Below are 19516 nucleotides of genomic sequence, written 5' to 3' on the forward strand. Positions count from 1 at the left end.
GAGTTTAGCGTGGTATAAACTGACAAAATCACAAAAAGGATTCTTATTGTTATGTTAACCATTAGCTATGAAATTGAAACCTAATATTATTCAATAAAATGTCAAATTTTACAAATTTTAGCAAAAGGTCTGCCTTATCAGGCAGTGCCCTAGTGCTTTGCTCATTCTTATTTCTGAATAGCACTTACGCACAGGATTGTGTGGTTCCCTCAGAAATTACGCCTTCATCTTTGGGTATTAAACATGCCAGGGTAAGTTGGGAAAATGATACCCAACCCCAATTTGGTTATGAATGGAAAATAACATTGCCTGGCAACAGTGAAGTCCTACAATCGGGTACCGCAAAAAATCTTTCCGTTCTTATTGCCGGCTTAAATACAAACACAGAATACAAATTAAGTGTTCGTGCACATTGTGCAGATGCTGAATACAGCGAATGGGCAATTGAAAATTTTACCACTTTGCCTGTAATTTCTAACCTAAATGGCCAGATAGGCTTTGGCGCCTCGGCCAGTCCGCTCTTTGGATCAAGCTACGGCCCTATTATGTATGCCGGTATTGCTCAAAGAAATGGCTCTGTAGCAAATATGCTATTTACACAAAATGAAATAGAACAACTTAAGATACCTGTTGGCGCAAAAATTAAAGGCGTTGCTTTTGATAAAATAAGCAACGCTAAGGGAGGCGATGAATATCCGGATCTTAGAATGAGAATGTTTGTGAAAAATTCTGATGCGGCAGCTCCATTAGATCCTGCAACAACTTACGGCGACCTATTGACTTCTCACATAGAAGTTATGGATAATCCGGCCTACGACCTACCCGCTGCTACCGGCTGGGTAGATTTTAACTTTGATACCCCTTTTGAATATGGAGGGCAAGGCATAGAATTAGCTACAGCTATGTATCAAAATGGACAAACGGCGCAATTTAGTACTTATGTTATCTGGCAGTTTACTGCAGGCTATAAAGATTACCTTATTGGTGCATGGCCGATAAATACTGTGCCAATGGATGAGAACCTTATATTAAGCCATAACAGTGGTGGAGGACAATATAAAGATCGTCCGAATATGAAGCTATACTATGACGTAGATAACAGTCCTAAAGATATTACTGTAAGTACAGAAAATGATACTGCTGCAGAAATTACAGAAAACCAGGGATCGTTGCAACTGATTTCATCAATTGAACCTGCCTATGTAAGCCAGGAAGTAGTTTGGGAAATGGTTTCGGGTGCAGAATTTGCAACTCTGGATCAAAATGGGCTTGTAAAAGCATTTGCTAATGGAACTGTAGTTATAAGAGTTTTATCTGCTGATAACAATGAAATACTTGATGAGATAACAATAACCGTTACAAACCAGGCTCCGTGTAAAGTTTTGTTTCCCGGCAATGTTGAGCCAATAACCTCGGTATTATTTGCAGGTATTAACAACCAGTCGTCTGCAGTTGCAGGAGGAGAAACACCCGCTCAGGAAGATTTTACTACGTATACAGCAGAAGTTGCTTGGAATAAAGAATATACACTTACCGTTAAGGGAAATACCAACGGAGACTTTACACATTACATTACTGCTTATGTGGACTGGAACAGGAATAATAATTTTGAGGACGAGGGAGAAATATATCCTATAGGTATACTTGTAAATTCTACCGGAGAAGATAATGTATCTGTTACCGGTACTATCGCTGTGCCTGCTGATGCCCCTTTGGGTATTACAAAGATGAGGGTTATAAAGAAGTTTAACTCGGAAGCATTATCATGTAACAGTTTGGGTTATGGACAGGCTGAAGATTACAGTATTAATCTACATGAAGAAATCGTAGTTGGCCTGGATGATTTTTCAAAGAGAAGCATTTCCCTATACCCCAACCCTACCTCGGATATGATTTATCTGCAATCACAAGAAACCATTAATGATATAGAGATAATTAATTCGCTTGGGCAATCTGTAGCTAAAGGTAGAGGAAAAGAAATAAACCTTTCTACTCTCAGTAATGGTATATATGTGCTAAGAGCCAATTTTGGCGCCGGAAATTCGGAAACATTTAAAATCATAAAAAAATAATTTATTTCAACTAAATAAAAATGCCTTGAGTTATCAGGGCATTTCCTTATTTACAAGGTTACTTTAAAATGAAATCAAAATATAATCTACTACACCTTCTAGCTTTACTATTTTTGTGTATCGCTGCAAATGCACAATATACTAACAAGCATTTTATAGCACTGTCGCCTTGGCAATACTGGAGCAATGCTAACGAAATTATCGTCACAACAACAGAAATCGGTACTGTAACCGCAACACTTACCAAAAGTAACGGAGAAGCTATTATAAACTTAACAGTAACAGCAGACACACCGGCTGTTTATCGTTTTACAGGCATCCCTTCTCAAACACCTAAAAACTGGACTGAAGTTGTATATGATAACAGAGGCCTGATAGTTGAAGCTACAGGAAAAATATCGGTAACATTGCGAAATGTAGCATCCGATCAGGGAGGTACGTCGGGAGACAACGCAGGTGATTACATAAAAGGAAATGCTGCTATGTTAAGTTATGGCGATCAGGGAAAAGGAACTGAATTTCTTTTAGGTTATTACCGAACCAATTTTACTGGTATTTCCGGTAATGCGCCGGTATACAGCGTAATGGCTACCGAAGACAACACCAACGTGAAGTTAAATGGAGTATCATTTATAAATCTTAATGCAGGACAAAGCTACTTGTTTAAAGCAGCAATCGGGAGTAAATTAAGTACTGATAAACCAGTTGTAGCAAATGTCGGTGCCTACGCCGATACCCCTGTTGTATGCTCAGATGGGGTTGTTACGCAAATAATTCCTACGCATAACATTGGATTGAGATATCTTATCGTAAGAGGAAGCGGTCAGGCCGGTACTCTTTCAAATTTCCCCGAACAAACTACCATAATTGCTTCTGAACCGGGAACAGTTGTTGTGATTACTAATAATAGTTTTAACGGAATCATTTTAAACACTACAACACAAACGCTTGCCAATGCAGGTGATTCATTTTCGTTTTTTCATGGTGATGCGGCAAACGAATATTCAACCAGTCATGTGGTTTCATCAAAGCCAATAATAGTTTATTCTGGAATAGCAAACGGATGTGAGATAGATATGCACACCGTGATGCCAATAGGTAATTGTACAGGTGCTGAATCTTTTACAATGCACAAGTTTACAGACTATAGTAACACTGATCTTGACGCATTTGGATATGTTATTACAGAAAGCCCCACCGAGCCTGTTTTTGTAAACGGGCTTAATCTTGAAACTTTAACAGCCTCATTTAGAACTACACTGGGAAATTCCGGATATTTTATGCTGCGCTTTACCCCATCTGACTTTGATAATGCCGCTAACCTTAAATTTACTTCAGCTGCAAAGATGAATGCCGGCCTTATTCAGCGTACCAATTCGCACAATATGGCAGAATTTTTCTCGGTTTTCAATGAGCCGCTTGCAACACCTGAAATTTCAGACAACGGCACCTGTACTCCTGTAATAATAGCTGCAGCCGGCATGGCGCCATACCAATGGTATCTAAGCGGAATTGCAATAACCGATGCAACCGCACAGCAATACAGCCCGAAAATTACAGGTAATTATACTGTTACTGCAACTAGAGACTGTGGTGTTACGAGCCAGTCTGTACCAGTATATGTAAAAGTTTGTAGTGATCTTGAAATCATAAAAGAGATAATTGATGTAGTTAATGGTCAGATTACATTTAAACTCACAGCCAAAAACAATGGCCCGGAAAATGAAACAGTAGCTCAGGTTACCGACATGCTTCCTTCAGGTTATACATATGTTTCTTCTGTTACACAAACAGGTTCATACAATAACACAACAGGCGTATGGTCTGTGGGATCGCTTAGCGTAGGCACTGAAGCATCGCTGTTGATTACAGCACAGGTAAATACAACGGGGAATCACACCAATACAGCTACCATATCCGGATTAAATACTGATGCAGATAGTTCAAATAACACATCATCGGCAACACCAAATGGCAAACTGTATTTAAGTAAAAAAACGCAAAAAGAGGTATACTATAACATAGGAGAGATTATACTCTATGATATAGTGCTTATGAACACAGGTAACGTCACGATAAATGATATTAAAATTACAGATGCTAATGCCGATGCAGGAAGTATAAATCCGTCTCAGGTAAGCAAACTAGCCCCGGGTGAAAGTATTTCAATTACCGCTCAACACACTGTTACCTTAGCAGATGCACTCGCAGGACAAGTTGTAAACCAGGCTAATGCTGTGGGTGAAAGCTATAATGAAATATTTGTAAAGGTTATTTCTGATAATCCTGAGACTACAATAATAGAAGATAAAACGATAACACCTATTGTTTACCAGGCAGATCTTTCTATCACAAAAACGAACAATCAGGATATATATAAAAAGGGAACACAGGTAATTTATACTATTACAATTACTAATAATGGCCCTTCAAATACTATCGATGTGACTGTAACCGATGCCCTGCCTGCCGGTATAATGATTATGGAGTGGTCTGCTGACAATCAAACCTCTGGTAATGGAGCGCTAAATGATGTAGTACAGCAGCTAAATGTTGGTGAAAGTATTACGTATTCTGTTACTCTAACGGTACCTGAAACGTACGAAGGTAATTTATCTAACACTGCGACAGTAAATAGTGCAATAACCGACAAAGACCTTTCTAACAATGAGGCTACAGATATAGATACACCGTGCACTACTTGTGGTGCGATTGTTATACCAAGAGGTATCTCACCGAATAACGATACTAAAAACGATGTGTTTGACCTTTCGGCGCAGCCACAAATAGAAAAGCTGGAAGTATATAACCGTTATGGCCAAAAAGTATATAGCCTTACTAATTATACAAATCAATGGAATGGAAATAACGATAGTGGGAAAGAATTACCTACGGGTACTTATTACTATGTGATCTATTACCTTGAAAATGGAACAAAAACTGGATGGGTATATATTAACAGGGAGGAATAAAAGCTGATTGTTCTATAAGAATATGAAATATAATACTGCATTTTTACTTATACTCTTATTCATAATTTCCACTAGTTTGCCTGCTTTTTCCCAAAGCGGGCAGCAGGAAATTTGCAATAATGGTATTGATGATGATGGTGACGGATTTATAGACCTGAATGATCCTGATTGTATATGCAATCAGTCGCAGGTAAATTCACTTATACCTAATCATTCTTTCGAAGATTATAGCGAATGTCCGTCGGGACTGCATCAGATCGATAAGGCTGTCCCCTGGATACAGCCTACTGCTTACGAAAATCACTGGCAGGCAACTACAGATTATATTAATACCTGCGGACACATGGGAGACGCAGGTGAACTCCTTCCGTTTCCCGATGGCAATGGTCTGGCGGGTTGCGTTATCGAACAACTATACAAAGAATATGTTGGAACGTGCTTAGAATCTCCATTACAGGCTGGCAAGCCTTACAGGATAACGTTTAATGTTGCAGCTATTGAAGATGGTCCTCCGGCATGCAAAGATGGCGACATGAGTGCTTATGAGGCACTGGATCTAACCATTTACGGAACCCAGAAGTGCGAATATCTTCCCGCTAAAAACACTCAGGATTATCCAACAACCGATCCAAATTGGGTTGTTTTAGGTCATGCCCGTTACAAACCGGAGTCAAACTGGAGCCTGGTTACAATTGCTTTTACTCCCAAGACTGATATTAACGCATTTATGCTTGGCGGACCAGAAGTTTTGCCACCTACGTATCCTGTATGGGATTTAAATACAAACACCTGTTACCCCTATTTTTTCTTTGATAACCTTATATTAAATTCAGGTTCGGCATTTGGACTCGAAGTTACTCAATCGGGGAATTTATGTGATAATAACCTTATACTTAATGCCACCCCTACTCAACCTTTAAGTAATTTGGCAACCTACCAATGGTATAAAGAAGGTATTGCAATTACAGGTGCTGTAAATCCTACCTATAACATAGTTCAAAATAATAATGCGTATGGGATTTACGCTTTAAGAATAACAGATGGTAACGATTGCTTTACGGGCTATACAGAAGTAAATGCAGATTTACTGGCACCGAAAGCATCATCTGTCCCGGTATGTAAACCCGGAACAGGAAGTATTGCTATAACTACTCCCGCCCCATTTTATAGTTTTGACAAAGGGGAAACATGGACAGCTGACCCTATAGCGCAAAACCTTACTGTTGGTTTCTATGGGGTAAGAATTAAAAATGAACAGGGTTGTATTTCTGATCCGACGTACATTGAAGTAAAAGAATTTACGCTACCTGCTCCTGATTTCGAGATAATTCAGCCGAAAGATTGCGTAAATGGCTGGAAAATAACCATCACTACACCTGCTTCCGAGTATAGTTTTGATAATGGATCTACATGGCAGGATGTCAATTTTATTTCAGGACTTTTAGGTGGTGACTATCGTTTACGTGTTAAAAATCAAGATGGGTGTGTATCTGATTCAGTATTTACCCATATCAATGAATTTTTCACACCTGCACCTACTTACATCGCGGCACAACCAAACTGTAGTACTGATGGAAGTCTTACTATAACAACACTAGCCGATGCATACAGCATTGATGGCGGAACCACATGGCAAAATGAACCATTGTTCGATAATCTTATCTCGGGATATTATGAAATGAAAGTAAGATATAACAACGGCTGTATATCCTATTCTTCATATCAGCTCATTGCACCGGCAGAAACCCTACCGGATGCACCTTTAGTAACAGTACAGCTGCCTTTATCATGTCTCATACCTTTCGGAAAAATAATTATCACAACGCAGGCATCTCAATATAGTTTTGACAATGGATTGACCTGGATAAATAGTAATACGTCAACAAACCTGACTCCCGGTACTTATCGGGTAAAGATAAAAAATGCAGCAGGCTGTCAATCACCAGACACTATTGTTACAATAAATCCTCCTGCAGATACTCCTGTAACACCTCTTATTTCTGTTATTCAGCCTACATGCAGCCAACCTACAGGAACCATAACCATATCTACCATATCAGATCACTATAGTTTTGACAACGGGACTAGCTGGGAAACTACAAATACCAAAACAGGATTAACTGCCGGATCCTATACCGTAAAAATCAGGAATACTGCAGGATGTGAATCAGAAGGTATAGAAGCAGTTATCAATACAATCAATCTACCTTCAAAGCCTCTCGTTTCGAATATCATTTATTGTGAAGGAGATGTTGCATCAGCACTTATAGCAAATGGCGTTAATTTGTTGTGGTACAGTGAAGAAAACGGCAACACTGGGAGTTCAACTTCACCCATTCCAGACACTAATACTACAGGAACAACATCGTATTATGTCTCCCAAACAGTAGATGGATGTGAGAGCGAAAAAGCTGTACTATTGGTAACGATAAATGCTATACCAAGTTTACCAATTACCGAATCTACAATTGTCTACTGCCAGCATCATCCTGCTGAACCACTTACTGCAACAGGAACAAACTTATTATGGTATACATCAGCAAGCGGAACAGGAACAACGATAGCTCCTACTCCTTCAACAGAAATAGTTGGTTCTACCGTTTATTTTGTAAGTGAATATAATGATGGATGTGAAAGCGGACTCGTTGCTATTACGGTTGTTGTTAATCCCGCACCAGAGCACCGGAGGTAACCTCGCCTGTTATCTATAACTATAATGATAAAGCCTTACCACTTGTAGCCAAAGGACGGAATATTGCCTGGTACGATTCTGATATGAATTTCATATCTTATACACCACCTTTACCGTCTACTAATCAAACAGGTGAAACTATATATTATGCGGTTCAGATTCCTGAAGCTTGTGCTAGCCTTCCTTCCGAAGTTATTGTAAATATTGTCCCTGAGGATCTTGCTTTTAACTATCCCAAATTCTTTACTCCAAATGGTGATAATGTTAATGAGAGATGGAATATAACAGACCTTAAAGATCAAAAGGATGCCAAGATTTACATTTTTGACCGTTACGGAAAAGTAATTATTGCGCTAAAACCAAATGAATTAGGTTGGGATGGCACATACCACGGTTATAAACTTCCTGCTACTGATTATTGGTTTAAAGTATTATATTTCGAAAATGGCAGTGAACAGGAATTTAAAGCGCACTTTTCACTTATAAGATAATCCATTTTAATTATTATTTAAGCCGGGCTAAAGCCCGGCTTTTTATTTTGTTTAAATCAAAAATATAAGAATTCAATAATTTTTTACGATATAATAAATATACCGTATATTTTTTCAGTATATTTTTTATAATTTTACCATATTTTGCAGAATGTAGCTAATAATGTACATCTGTCATTAAGTCTAATTCATCGATTACTCTGAGAAACGAAAAGTTAGAATTAAAGAAAAGCTATTTGCAATACTATAAAGACTGAACCAATCTAATTATGGATAAAAAATATGACGATAGTGTTCTGGGACGTGCACGCGTGCAGGATACCCCGGAACTTGAAGCCTACTATGAAGAGCTTGAAACCCTTGGCGCGGGTGCTTTATGGACTGTCGCTAATGATATTGAACCATGGGAACCAAGAACATCTTCTATACCTATGTTATGGAAGTATGAAAAACTTCGCGAACTGGTACTTAAATCATCCGAATTAGTAACACCGGAACAGGCAGGCCGTCGTGTTGTTTATCTTGTAAACGATAAACGTAAAGATGTTAGTGCCGCAGTAGGCTGGCTGTACACCGGAATTCAGGTAACTCGCCCGGGAGAAAGCACATCTGCCCACAGGCATAAAGCTTCTGCACTGCGTTTTATTATGGAAGGCGAAGGTGGCTATACCGTGGTAGACGGAAACAAAATAATGCTTGAAGTTAATGACTTTGTAATTACCCCAAACAGTACATGGCATGAGCATGGTGTTGAAGAAGGCGGAAAGACATGTATTTGGCAGGACGGATTAGATATACCGCTTATTAACGCTCTTGAAGCAAATGATTATGCTGTCTACGATGGCAAACAACCCTTATCTGCTCCGGTCAACCACTCTCCTCTTACCTATGGTGGAGCAGGTTTAGTTCCTGCCGATATCGCCTGGAATAAGCCTTACTCTCCCCTATTTAAATATTCATGGAAACAAGTATACCCTGCACTATTAGAAGCTGCTAAAGTTAATGAGAGTTCGCCTTACGATGGTATACTCATGCATTATATAAACCCGGTAACGGGAGGCCACGTTATGCAGACTATGGGTGCTTCTATTCAGTTGCTACGTGCAGGAGAACACACTAAAGCACATAAGCACACAGGGTCTTTTGTTTACCAATGTGCAAAAGGTCACGGCTATTCTATTATTGGAGGAAAACGCTTTGACTGGAAAGAACGCGATATTTTTTGTGTTCCATCATGGGAATACCACGAACATGTAAACCTTTCTGAAACTGATGATGCATGCCTGTTTTCTTTTAACGATCTGCCAGTAATTACCTCTTTAGGATTGTATCAGGAGAAAGAACATCCCGAAGGATATCAAACAATATAATTTTAATCCGGACTACTTATAATTGATATATACCCAAAAAATAATAAATGAAATTAGTTACATACAGAATAAACCATACTCCATCGCGTCTTGGTTTTATAGAGGAGAAAATGATTATTGACGCTGAAAAGTTAGGAAACATTAAAAGCAGTCCATTACCGGATAATATGCTTGATTTCATAGATTTAGGTATTGATGGAATTAATCATGCTGTCCGACTTATAAATACCGCTACAAAAGAGGAATTACTTGATTGTTCAATCCCTTTAGCGAATGCAACATTGCTGGCACCAATCCCAAAACCGCGTAAAAACATATTTGGTATCGGACTTAATTACACAGAACATGTAGCTGAGTCTGCCCGCACGTTAGATACTTCTAAAGATCTGCCGCAAGAACCTGTAATCTTTTCAAAGCCAACTACAGCTGTCACCGGCCCTGATACTAATATTATTCACAATCAAAAATTAACCAAGCAACTTGATTATGAAGTAGAGCTTGCAGTTATTATTGATAAAGGCGGAAAGAATATAACCAAAGAAACAGCAATGGATCATGTATACGGATATACAATAATTAATGATGTAAGCGCCAGGGATTGCCGACGTGCCGGTCAATGGATAGTATCTAAAGGACAGGACACCTTCGCGCCTATGGGACCAGTTTTGGTTACACGTGACGAAATTTCAGACCCTCAGAATTTAAATCTTAAGTTAAGCGTAAATGGTGTAGAGAAGCAGAATTCTAACACAAAATTCATGTTGTTCAATATCAGCGATCTAGTTCACGATTTAAGTACTGTATTTACATTGGATACAGGAGATATTATCGCTACAGGTACTCCTGCAGGTGTCGGTGCCGGTCGAAACCCACAGGAATTTATGTGGCCCGGCGATGTGGTTGAGGCTACAGTAGAAGGTATAGGAACACTAAGAAATACAATTGTAGATTCCGAAGAGGTTTAATATTATTCATAATGATTAAATTAAAATATAAAATAGGCCAGATTGTTCCAAGTTCTAATATTACAATGGAAACTGAGATTCCGGCCCTGTTTCGCTCACGTGAGACGATATCTCCCGAACGTTTTACATTCCATTCCAGTAGAATGAGAATGAAAAAAGTTACGAAAGAAGAATTAGAAGCTATGGATGCGCAAAGCTTAAAATGCGCACAGGAATTATCGGATGCACGTGTAGATGTTATGGGGTATGCGTGCTTAGTTGCAATTATGAGCATGGGCCGCGGTTACCACTGTGTTTCTGAGACTAACCTTTACGAAGAAACTGTAAAAAACGATGCCCCTGCACCTATTGTGACCAGCGCAGGAGCTTTGATAAACGGTCTTAACGTGTTGGGTGCTAAAAAGGTTGCTGTCATAACGCCTTACATGAAGCCATTAACCGAAATGGTTGTTGATTATATTCAGCACCAGGGGTTTGAGGTTTTAGATTACATTGCGTTAGAAATTTCAGACAATCTTGAAGTCGCGGCACAAAACCCAATGAATCTTCTGGATATCTACAAACGCCTTAATCTTAAAGATGTTGACGTTCTTGTAGTTTCAGCGTGTGTACAGATGCCCTCTCTGGAGGCAATAGATGCGATAGAAAAAGAAATTGGCATACCGGTAACGTCTGCTGCAGTATGCACAACCTATGAAATGTTGAAAAAAATGGGACTTGACACTAAAGTTCCAATTGGCGGTGAACTTTTGAGTGGAAAATATTAAAAAGTTGGTAATTATATTACATTTAAAATATAATAATTAGTTATATAACAAAAGCAGCTATTATAAGCTGCTTTTGTTTATTTTGAGTTTTAGTATCTATATAGAAATTATATTTCGCCAAATTTATTTTTATAACGTTCTACTTCCGCTTCAGTTTTTTCGAGGAGCTTTTGAAGCAGTTTTATTTTGTCTTCATATAAGCTTTTGATAAAATCTGAACTTTCATCACCTATTGTCGCGCCTAACAGGTTGTTCGTTTTCAATTTATTACGGTTGCTTAAATACTTCTGACTATCAAATGCGATTATGTCTTCGATATTAATTTCCAGAATTTTGGCGATCTGTGTTAATTTTGCATATGTAAGTACGGTACTACCATTTTCAAGCTTACTATAGCCAGCCTGTGTTATGCCAAGTTTATCTGCCATATACTCCTGAGTAAGATTTTTAAGCTCCCTGATATTTCTAATTTTCTCTTCAACTGTAGCCATTTATAAGTTTTAAATTATAACTAATAGGAATATAATACAACTCCAATTTTAATATTTTATTAATCAATAGTAATAGTTTTGATGCGCCTTACAATTATACCCTAAACAGCATTACTTCTGCTGAAAGCTATATGGATTAAACCAAATAGCCTCATATTCTTATTTAACAACTATTCTCAATGTAATACGATTTTTTACATTATGATAGTATTGTACTCAAATGATAAATAAAATATATGCGCCATTTAGGAGAAATCCACGTCATCGATAAAATAATTACTATCAAAGATGATATCATAACGATCAGGTACAAAAAAGAAGAAATATCTCATTATTTTTCTGAAGTACACGATATTAGCCTTACTAAAATTAAGATAAAGAAAAACGTTATAGCGCTAAAAATTACCTTAATTATCCTAACGCTGTACCCAATTTTATTCTTTTTTATAAACCATATTTACGCTATATTCCCCTACGTACTGCAACTTTTGTTATCCATTTACTTTAAAAGTAATCGCTATGAACAAGGTTATTTCTTAAAAATAATTTTGAATAACGGATCAAGATCACGTTTAAGAATACATTCAAAGGACAGACTAAACATAATAAGAGAAATAACCAATTATATTGATTATCGCTTTAAGAAATCTATGCAGGAATTCTTTATGGATTTAAATCTAAATGAAACCATTTACAATATTAAGGTTTCGTAATCTACTTAATCAATAATAATCAAATTAACAATATCACTAATAATTTTTCAACTTTTATCACCACAATAATCAGGCGATACGGTAATCTGTTGTCAATTCTACAAATATAGTTGGGAATATTCGATTAAAAAAAAATATATATAGACATTTAATCGACACACATATCATATTATTGGGGAAAGATATGATCAACTGTATCATTATCAACATTTTATTTTAAAATCCAAAAAGAATAAAAAAACACTTTCAAAATCAATGAAAATAAATACTTTCATAACTAAAGAATTACCTCTTAAAGCCTTCAAACCAAAAAAATAAATTACATTTATAGTATAGTTTTATTTGTTAGATATGACCCCTTTAGAACACCATTTCCAGGAAGACATTAATAATGTTGGAAAGATTACAATTATACCTACTATACTAAATGTAATCTGTCAAACGACGGGGATGGGATTTGCCGCTATTGCAAGGGTAACTGACAGCAGATGGATAACATGTAGCGTTCAGGATGATATAAATTTCGGATTAAAACCTGGTGATGAACTAGAGATTAAGACTACTATATGTAATGAAATACGTGAATCTCAAAAGGTAGTTGTTATAGATAATGTTGCGGAAAGCCCGGAATTTCATGATCATCATACTCCAGCCATGTATGGGTTCCAAAGCTACATCTCTGTACCTATAATGAGGAAAAACGGCTCTTTTTTCGGAACATTATGTGCCATAGATCCGAATCCCAATATCCTTAATACCCCGGCAGTACTCGGAATGTTTGACCTCTATGCAGATCTGATAGCATTTCATCTCAATGCTATTGAGCAACAACAAATTAGTGATATTAAACTTAGAGAAGAAAGAGGTTTTAAAGATGCACTTGAAAAGGAAGTAAAAGAACGGACTCAGGAATTAAAAGAATATAATATATCGCTGGAGAAGATGAATAAGGATTTGCAGGCGTTCGCCTACATCTCCAGCCATGATTTGCAAGAACCACTTAGAAAAATTCAGACTATAGTTTCTATTATCGAATCGAGCGAAAGCGATAATTTATCAACTAAAGGAAAAGATTATTTTGAAAGAATGAAAAATGCTGCCGAGCGAATGCAGACACTCATAAACGATTTATTAGCTTATTCTAAAACCAGCCTTGTTGAAAAGATTCTCGAAGATACTGATCTAAAGACTATACTTGATGACGTGAAGGAAGATTTATACGATGATCTGCAGCAGATAAATGGAGAAATTATTTCAAAAGAAATGTGCAGGATCGCTGTAATTCCTTTCCAGTTTAGGCAGCTTATCTATAATTTATTAAGTAACTCGATAAAATTTAGCGATCCCAAAAAGAAACTGGTTATTACTATTGACTGTGTTATTGCAAATGGACGCGCATTACAATATGAAAGATTAAACCCTGTTACAAAGTATTGCCACATAAGTATAAGCGACAACGGAATAGGCTTTAATCCAAAATTCTCCGACAGAATCTTTGAGCTCTTTCAGCGTCTTAATGATAAATCAGAATACAAGGGTACCGGCATTGGGTTATCAATTGTAAAACGTATCGTAGAAAATCACAAGGGTTATATTACCGCCAGCGGAGAAATTAACAACGGAGCTACATTCGATATTTATTTACCTGTAAAAGAGTAACAATTATAAAATTTTATTTATCTAATCAGTAGCTTCAATCATCCAGGGACGATTTCGTCCTCCAAAATTCTTAGCCTCGATATAGATTTTCTTTACATTAGGAAACGCTTTCTTAATCTGATCTTCGAGTTGACTTACTGCGTCAAACAACTCTTCAACAGTCATATCTTTTTTAAACTCAACATCCAACGCAAGTAAAATCTCATTTGGAGCTAAATGCATTGTTAACGGAAAATAAAGTGTTTCAACCCTCGGCTCTTTATTTACGATATCATATATACCATCTACAATTTCGCGATTAGCACTCTCGCCTACCAATAATCCTTTACTCTCCTTAACCATGGTTATAGCGACCAGTATCAGCACTAGCCCAATTAGCATAGATGCAAGTGCATCGAACAATGGGTTATTAAAGTAGTGTCCTAAAAACACTCCTAATAAGGCAATTGTAAGCCCGGCAATGGCAGCGCTTTCTTCATATATAACTGCAAAAAGACCAGGATCTTTACTCATACTAAGTTCTTTCCAAAAACCAAATCTACCTTTAGTTTTATTAAATTCACGAACAGCGTATACGAGCGAGGCTCCCTCGAAACACATTGAGGCCACTAAAACCACATAGTTCCAAAACGGATTTTTTAATTCTTCAGGATGTTGTAAATGACTTATACCTTCATATACAGACATTCCGCCTCCAAGCGAGAAAACAAGTATAGCAACTATTAGTGACCAGAAGTATATTTCTTTTCCATGTCCAAACGGATGACCTCTATCCGGCGGACGTTGGCTGCGCTTCATACCTAACAATAGTAGTAATGAATTACCACTATCGACAGTACTGTGAATACCTTCGCTGATCATTGCAGAACTCCCTGTAATAGAAGCTGCTATAAATTTCACAACAGCAATACCTATGTTTGCAGCGAGGGCGCCATATATCGCTATCTTAGAGTTTCCGGTCATAATTGTGTTTAAAAAATCCCCCATATCAAATTGATACAGGGGATAATTATATATAATTCAGTAATTTAATATCTTTCGTTTGTTTCTTCAAAGTCTTCATCATCACTTGATATCGACTGATTTTGGTCTTCATCAAGATCCAGATTGTCTTCAAGGATATAATCGTCCTGATTAAAAGCCTCGGAGTTCTTACTGTTCCCCCCATCTTCGCTCCATCGCTTTTTCTGGCTTTCACTTCCAAAATCTGACTGATCAGAATTGAGTGTCGGATCTGTGTCGTGTGTAAAAGATACACCGGGTTGCTCCATAGCCAGATATTTATCGGTATCGTCTATGTCATCCTGATCATTCTGAACATGATGTTTATGTTCAGAATTTTGATTATGTTTTTTCTCATTAGCAGTGTTATCCTGCTGATGAAACTCTTTATTATCTGCGTGTTTTTTAGGTTGGTTTTCCATAGCATTATTTTTAAAATAGTAACATTGATCGTATTTCGTTGATCTTAAGCAACTTTAAATTATTCATCAAAAGATTTTTCAGCAAAAGACTGCAGCTAACATCTTCAGTTCTTTCATTTTCTTCAGCAAATTCTAAGGCTGCCTTTTCATAAGATAAAGCATTGAGTGCCTTGTCGTGGCCTGGCTGTGTAATTATACGTTCCATGGTAATAGTATTTTTTAGTATGTAATTGCTTGTTTTAAGGTTCTCCTAAGTTACTCACTTTAATTCTAAATATTCTATAATGTTCTATTAAATAATAGCCAATTTCGTTCTCATAATAAGCTGTTGATACTGAATTACTACTTTCAATTCATAGACATAATTATCACTTTATGATTTTGTTATCTTATTTTATATAACCTGACAGCTAACTTTAACGTCATTAAAAATTTACATTATGAAAACACTTTCACTTATACTACAATTAATCCTTTTCACAACCTTTGGAGTAAATACATCAATCGCTCAACAGACAAAACCTGAAATACCACGTTACACAAAAGTACCGGCGGGATATCTAATGGTACTTCGAGAAGGTGATAACATTCTACGGGAAATTGAAGCACTGACAGAAAAGGAGAATATACCATCAGCAAACTTTACGGGAATGGGCTTTGTAAATATGACTTTTGGTTTTTATGATTTCAAACTTAAAAAATTTGACCCTAAAGCATTTAAAGATATGGAGCTTGCAAGTATGCATGGTACTATTGCATGGCAAAAAGGCAAAGTGTCTATTCATGCGCACGGCACATTAACAGGCAAAGATTTTAAAGCTTACGGAGGACATATTTTATCGGGTACAGTTGGCACAGGTTCGTTAGAAATATTAGTTACTGTACATGATAAAAAACTGGAACGTGTTAAAGAAGAAAAACTTGGAGCAAATGTGCTTTGCATAGCCCCTTCCTGCCCTGAATAGTGATATCGTTAAAAACCTGCTTTACAAATTAAGAAAGTAGTATTCTAAGTATCTTTGCTTAACCAAATCTACTTTTACAAATCCACTATAAATGAAACGATCCGGTTCTGCCGACTTACCCCTTCATGGAGGCCATGTACCACTTTGGTTATCTGAACGAATGGCGAAGCTTGGGCTTGCTATTGTAGAAACCATTGCTATGGAGTTCTCAACCTCTGAAGTGATAAGTAAATTAGCAAATCCATTTTGGTTTCAAAGTTTTGGAGCTGTTATGGGTATGGATTGGCATTCGTCAGGTATTACAACATCTGTACTTGGCGCATTAAAACGATCGGTAAACCCGCATGCTAAAGAACTGGGTATTTACATCTGTGGAGGCAAAGGGAAAAACTCTACTAAAACGCCTGATGAATTGCTTATAGTTGGTGAACGCACCGGACTTAACGGAATGGAACTTGCAGGATTAAGCAGGCTAACTGCTAAAGTAGATAATACTGCAATACAAGATGGGTTTCAGTTGTATCAGCACAATTTTATTGTAAACGCTAAAGGTGACTGGTGTGTTATTCAGCAGGGCATGAATAATACTACCGGCACAGCACGCCGTTATCACTGGCACTCAGAAAACTTACAGTCTTTTATTAACGAGCCACATACTTTTATATACGGACAAAATCAGGGCAAAATACTTAATCTGACCGATGCTATGGCAGCTAGTACAAGAGAAAAATCGTTGCTTATTATGAACGAACACCCAGACAAGATAATTAAAGAAATTAATCATCTTGTGATGCCTAACCATCATGATGTTAGAATGAAAGATGTAAACATGAAACGCCTTGGCGCTATGTTATGGGTGGCTCATGAGAACAAACCCGAAGATTTTGAAGATCTTTTAATGCTAAAAGGAATGGGCCCGAGAACTATACAATCTGTTGCCCTGGTAAGCGAAATCATTTATGGCACTCCTACCCGATTTGACGACCCTGCACGTTATAGCTTTGCGCATGGTGGCAAGGACGGACATCCGTTTCCCGTACCCATAAAAGTGTTTGATGAAACAATAAATACATTACAAACAGCTATACAACGTGCTAAGATTGGTAACAGCGATAAAATGGATGCTATAAGAAAGCTGTCTGAAATTTCGCGTAATGCCGAAAAAGACTTTACACCTAACACAAACTTTGACGCCCTCATACAAAAAGAACGAAATGAATCTTATAAATATGGAGGTAAAACTATCTTTGGGGATGCAAAACCGCCCAAAAACAAAGGTGGCGATAGTAATCAATTAAAATTATTTTAATTCTACATCGTCATCTTCAGCTTTATATGTATTAAAAAGACGTCCGATAAGAATACCTAAACGTGTTTTATAATCTTCTATAAGCCACTCCCTGTAGTTTTTTGTTGTCTTCGCCAGAAGTTTTGCATATTGCTTTACACGATATTCAATATCCGGTTCGAGCAGTTTAGAAAGTCTACGGGCTTCAGGTATAGTTTCAGCATTTTCAATGCACATAACCGCATGTTGCGTTATAGATTTATCAATAACAGCTTTTGGCTTTTGCTTTTCTTCTGCTGCAAGGCGAAACTCCTCCTCTACATTAAATGAAATATCAACGCTTTTAGCAAATTTCGCACGCACTTCATCAGGCATACTGTAACTGTGGAAACTTTCAATATCTGCATCTGTCCTTATATTTTCAAGGAATTGCTCTGGATGCTTAAAAATGTATTGCCAGTCCATCGGATCTTTCCATAAACCGAAACGCTGTGCATTGTTACCTAAGTCAATAACCGTAAATATATCTTTTCCGGGAAGTTTACGCGATCCACGTCCTATCATTTGGAAATAAAGAGTAAGCGAGCGTGTTGCTCTATTCAGGATGATCGCTTCAACTGTAGGTTCATCGAAACCTGTTGTTAAGATGGATACCGACGTTAATATAGCATCGGGTGTCTTCTTAAACCATGTCAGTATCTTTTTACGTTCAAGATCGGGTGTTTTATTATCAAGATGCTTGATTGGTAATCCGGCAGCTTTAAAGGTCTCATAAACATACAAAGACGTAAAGATACCGTTGTTGAAAATCAGTGTCTTTTTACCTCTCGCACGGGTATCATACGCCTGAAGCAGTAAGTCCTGCATGGCTGACCGTGAATATAACTCGTCTGATGAGCTAACGGTATAATCACCATTTATACCCAGTTTGAGCGAAGTAAGTTCTACGTCATAGCCAAACATGACGGCTTTTGCTAAAAACCCTTTATCTATAAGTGACTGTATCGGTTCACCTACAATAAGTTCATTATAGGTTTCATACATCGGAAGTTCTATATTTGAACTAAGCGGTGTAGCAGTAACTCCCAGAAAAAGTGAGTTCTTGAAATATGTGAATAGCTTTCTAAAAGAATTATAATGCGCCTCATCCACAATAACAAGACCTACATAATCCATGTGGAATTTTTTATCTTTAAGACGGTTATTAAGTGTTTCAACCATAGCAACATAACATGAATAGTCATTATCGTATGGTAACTCTTTCACTGCACTGTCTATAATTGTATTTTTTACGCCAAAACTTTTCAGCATTTGCGAAGTTTGCTTGCTGAGCTCTATCCTATGTGTAAGCACGAGTACCTTACGCTGATATTTTTCAATAAAGCGTCTGGCAATTTCAGAAAATATAACAGTTTTACCGCCTCCTGTAGGAAGCTGGTACAATAAATGATAGTCATTAGGTTTGCCCTCAAACTTTTCAAAAATGGCATCTATATCTTCTTGTTGATAATGGTACAGCTCTTTCCTGTCCTCGACATTGTCTTCTCTTTCCATGTAGGTATGATAATTCCCAAAAATAAGCCATTTGTCTGCATTATTTTGTATATAAAATCATAATTCTTACAAGTTGAGGTGAAATTTAATACA

16 protein-coding genes are annotated in these 19516 nt (G+C 37.3%); 11 read left to right on the forward strand and 5 right to left on the reverse strand.

The window, feature by feature from the left end:
• The first annotated feature begins 98 nt into the window (after window positions 1-98).
• From ALW18_01585 to ALW18_01615, 7 genes are all read left to right on the forward strand, one after another.
• Window positions 99-2072, forward strand: coding sequence for a hypothetical protein (locus ALW18_01585; GenBank protein AOE51328.1), 1974 nt, complete (start codon window positions 99-101; stop codon window positions 2070-2072).
• A gap of 68 nt (window positions 2073-2140) precedes the next feature.
• Window positions 2141-5044, forward strand: a complete 2904-nt coding sequence (locus tag ALW18_01590; protein AOE51329.1) for a hypothetical protein — start codon at window positions 2141-2143, stop codon at window positions 5042-5044.
• A 76-nt stretch (window positions 5045-5120) separates the two neighbouring features.
• The gene (locus ALW18_01595) at window positions 5121-7736 is read left to right on the forward strand and encodes a hypothetical protein (protein AOE51330.1); all 2616 of its coding nucleotides are present in this window, start codon (window positions 5121-5123) and stop codon (window positions 7734-7736) included.
• Window positions 7737-7819: 83 nt separating this feature from the next.
• Window positions 7820-8227 (forward strand): hypothetical protein, encoded by a 408-nt coding sequence (locus ALW18_01600; protein ID AOE51331.1) that lies wholly within the window; start codon window positions 7820-7822, stop codon window positions 8225-8227.
• A 269-nt stretch (window positions 8228-8496) separates the two neighbouring features.
• Window positions 8497-9597 carry an NADPH dehydrogenase gene (locus ALW18_01605; GenBank protein AOE51332.1) on the forward strand — a complete coding sequence of 367 codons (1101 nt, stop codon included), beginning with the start codon at window positions 8497-8499 and terminating at the stop codon, window positions 9595-9597.
• A gap of 47 nt (window positions 9598-9644) precedes the next feature.
• On the forward strand, window positions 9645-10562 hold the full coding sequence (locus ALW18_01610) for a gentisate 1,2-dioxygenase (protein AOE51333.1): 918 nt from the start codon (window positions 9645-9647) through the stop codon (window positions 10560-10562).
• Window positions 10563-10573: 11 nt separating this feature from the next.
• Window positions 10574-11329, forward strand: a complete 756-nt coding sequence (locus tag ALW18_01615) for an Asp/Glu racemase (protein ID AOE51334.1) — start codon at window positions 10574-10576, stop codon at window positions 11327-11329.
• A 107-nt stretch (window positions 11330-11436) separates the two neighbouring features.
• On the opposite strand, the gene ALW18_01620 is transcribed toward ALW18_01615, so the two are convergent.
• Entirely contained in the window at window positions 11437-11820 is a 384-nt protein-coding gene (locus tag ALW18_01620) for an XRE family transcriptional regulator (protein AOE51335.1), read from the reverse strand.
• A gap of 236 nt (window positions 11821-12056) precedes the next feature.
• Here ALW18_01620 and ALW18_01625 point away from each other — a divergent pair, with 236 nt between their 5' ends.
• Window positions 12057-12533 (forward strand): hypothetical protein, encoded by a 477-nt coding sequence (locus tag ALW18_01625; GenBank protein AOE51336.1) that lies wholly within the window; start codon window positions 12057-12059, stop codon window positions 12531-12533.
• A 351-nt stretch (window positions 12534-12884) separates the two neighbouring features.
• Complete coding sequence (locus ALW18_01630; GenBank protein ID AOE51337.1) at window positions 12885-14192, forward strand: hypothetical protein; 1308 nt, start codon at window positions 12885-12887, stop codon at window positions 14190-14192.
• A 21-nt stretch (window positions 14193-14213) separates the two neighbouring features.
• Here the strand turns inward: ALW18_01630 and ALW18_01635 are convergent, their stop codons facing one another.
• The 3 genes from ALW18_01635 to ALW18_01645 all read right to left on the reverse strand — a co-directional run bounded on the left by ALW18_01635 (window position 14214) and on the right by ALW18_01645 (window position 15821).
• Complete coding sequence (locus ALW18_01635) at window positions 14214-15155, reverse strand: cation transporter (protein ID AOE54272.1); 942 nt, start codon at window positions 15153-15155, stop codon at window positions 14214-14216.
• Window positions 15156-15220: 65 nt separating this feature from the next.
• The gene (locus ALW18_01640; GenBank protein AOE51338.1) at window positions 15221-15616 is read right to left on the reverse strand and encodes a hypothetical protein; all 396 of its coding nucleotides are present in this window, start codon (window positions 15614-15616) and stop codon (window positions 15221-15223) included.
• A gap of 10 nt (window positions 15617-15626) precedes the next feature.
• Window positions 15627-15821, reverse strand: coding sequence for a hypothetical protein (locus ALW18_01645; protein AOE51339.1), 195 nt, complete (start codon window positions 15819-15821; stop codon window positions 15627-15629).
• A 253-nt stretch (window positions 15822-16074) separates the two neighbouring features.
• On the opposite strand from ALW18_01645, the gene ALW18_01650 reads away from it, so the two are divergent.
• Window positions 16075-16581, forward strand: a complete 507-nt coding sequence (locus tag ALW18_01650; protein AOE54273.1) for a DNA-binding protein — start codon at window positions 16075-16077, stop codon at window positions 16579-16581.
• Window positions 16582-16672: 91 nt separating this feature from the next.
• Window positions 16673-17890, forward strand: coding sequence for a hypothetical protein (locus tag ALW18_01655; protein AOE51340.1), 1218 nt, complete (start codon window positions 16673-16675; stop codon window positions 17888-17890).
• Here the strand turns inward: ALW18_01655 and ALW18_01660 are convergent.
• Entirely contained in the window at window positions 17882-19423 is a 1542-nt protein-coding gene (locus tag ALW18_01660) for a DEAD/DEAH box helicase (GenBank protein ID AOE51341.1), read from the reverse strand. The genes ALW18_01655 and ALW18_01660 overlap by 9 nt on opposite strands.
• Between the last annotated feature and the right edge of the window lie 93 nt (window positions 19424-19516).

Origin of the sequence: Flavobacterium psychrophilum, assembly GCA_001708385.1 — a bacterium.
Lineage (GTDB): Bacteria > Bacteroidota > Bacteroidia > Flavobacteriales > Flavobacteriaceae > Flavobacterium > Flavobacterium psychrophilum_A.

Excerpts from the sequence above, each read along its gene's own strand:
- ALW18_01620 (AOE51335.1), bottom strand. The coding sequence starts at position 11,820 with ATGGCTACAGTTGAAGAGAAAATTAGAAATATCAGGGAGCTTAAAAAT.
- ALW18_01600 (AOE51331.1), top strand. The coding sequence starts at position 7,820 with ATGAATTTCATATCTTATACACCACCTTTACCGTCTACTAATCAAACA.
- ALW18_01590 (AOE51329.1), top strand. The coding sequence starts at position 2,141 with ATGAAATCAAAATATAATCTACTACACCTTCTAGCTTTACTATTTTTG.
- ALW18_01645 (AOE51339.1), bottom strand. The coding sequence starts at position 15,821 with ATGGAACGTATAATTACACAGCCAGGCCACGACAAGGCACTCAATGCT.
- ALW18_01610 (AOE51333.1), top strand. The coding sequence starts at position 9,645 with ATGAAATTAGTTACATACAGAATAAACCATACTCCATCGCGTCTTGGT.
- ALW18_01655 (AOE51340.1), top strand. The coding sequence starts at position 16,673 with ATGAAACGATCCGGTTCTGCCGACTTACCCCTTCATGGAGGCCATGTA.
- ALW18_01635 (AOE54272.1), bottom strand. The coding sequence starts at position 15,155 with ATGACCGGAAACTCTAAGATAGCGATATATGGCGCCCTCGCTGCAAAC.
- ALW18_01605 (AOE51332.1), top strand. The coding sequence starts at position 8,497 with ATGGATAAAAAATATGACGATAGTGTTCTGGGACGTGCACGCGTGCAG.
- ALW18_01585 (AOE51328.1), top strand. The coding sequence starts at position 99 with ATGTCAAATTTTACAAATTTTAGCAAAAGGTCTGCCTTATCAGGCAGT.
- ALW18_01625 (AOE51336.1), top strand. The coding sequence starts at position 12,057 with ATGCGCCATTTAGGAGAAATCCACGTCATCGATAAAATAATTACTATC.
- ALW18_01640 (AOE51338.1), bottom strand. The coding sequence starts at position 15,616 with ATGGAAAACCAACCTAAAAAACACGCAGATAATAAAGAGTTTCATCAG.
- ALW18_01660 (AOE51341.1), bottom strand. The coding sequence starts at position 19,423 with ATGGAAAGAGAAGACAATGTCGAGGACAGGAAAGAGCTGTACCATTAT.
- ALW18_01615 (AOE51334.1), top strand. The coding sequence starts at position 10,574 with ATGATTAAATTAAAATATAAAATAGGCCAGATTGTTCCAAGTTCTAAT.
- ALW18_01630 (AOE51337.1), top strand. The coding sequence starts at position 12,885 with ATGACCCCTTTAGAACACCATTTCCAGGAAGACATTAATAATGTTGGA.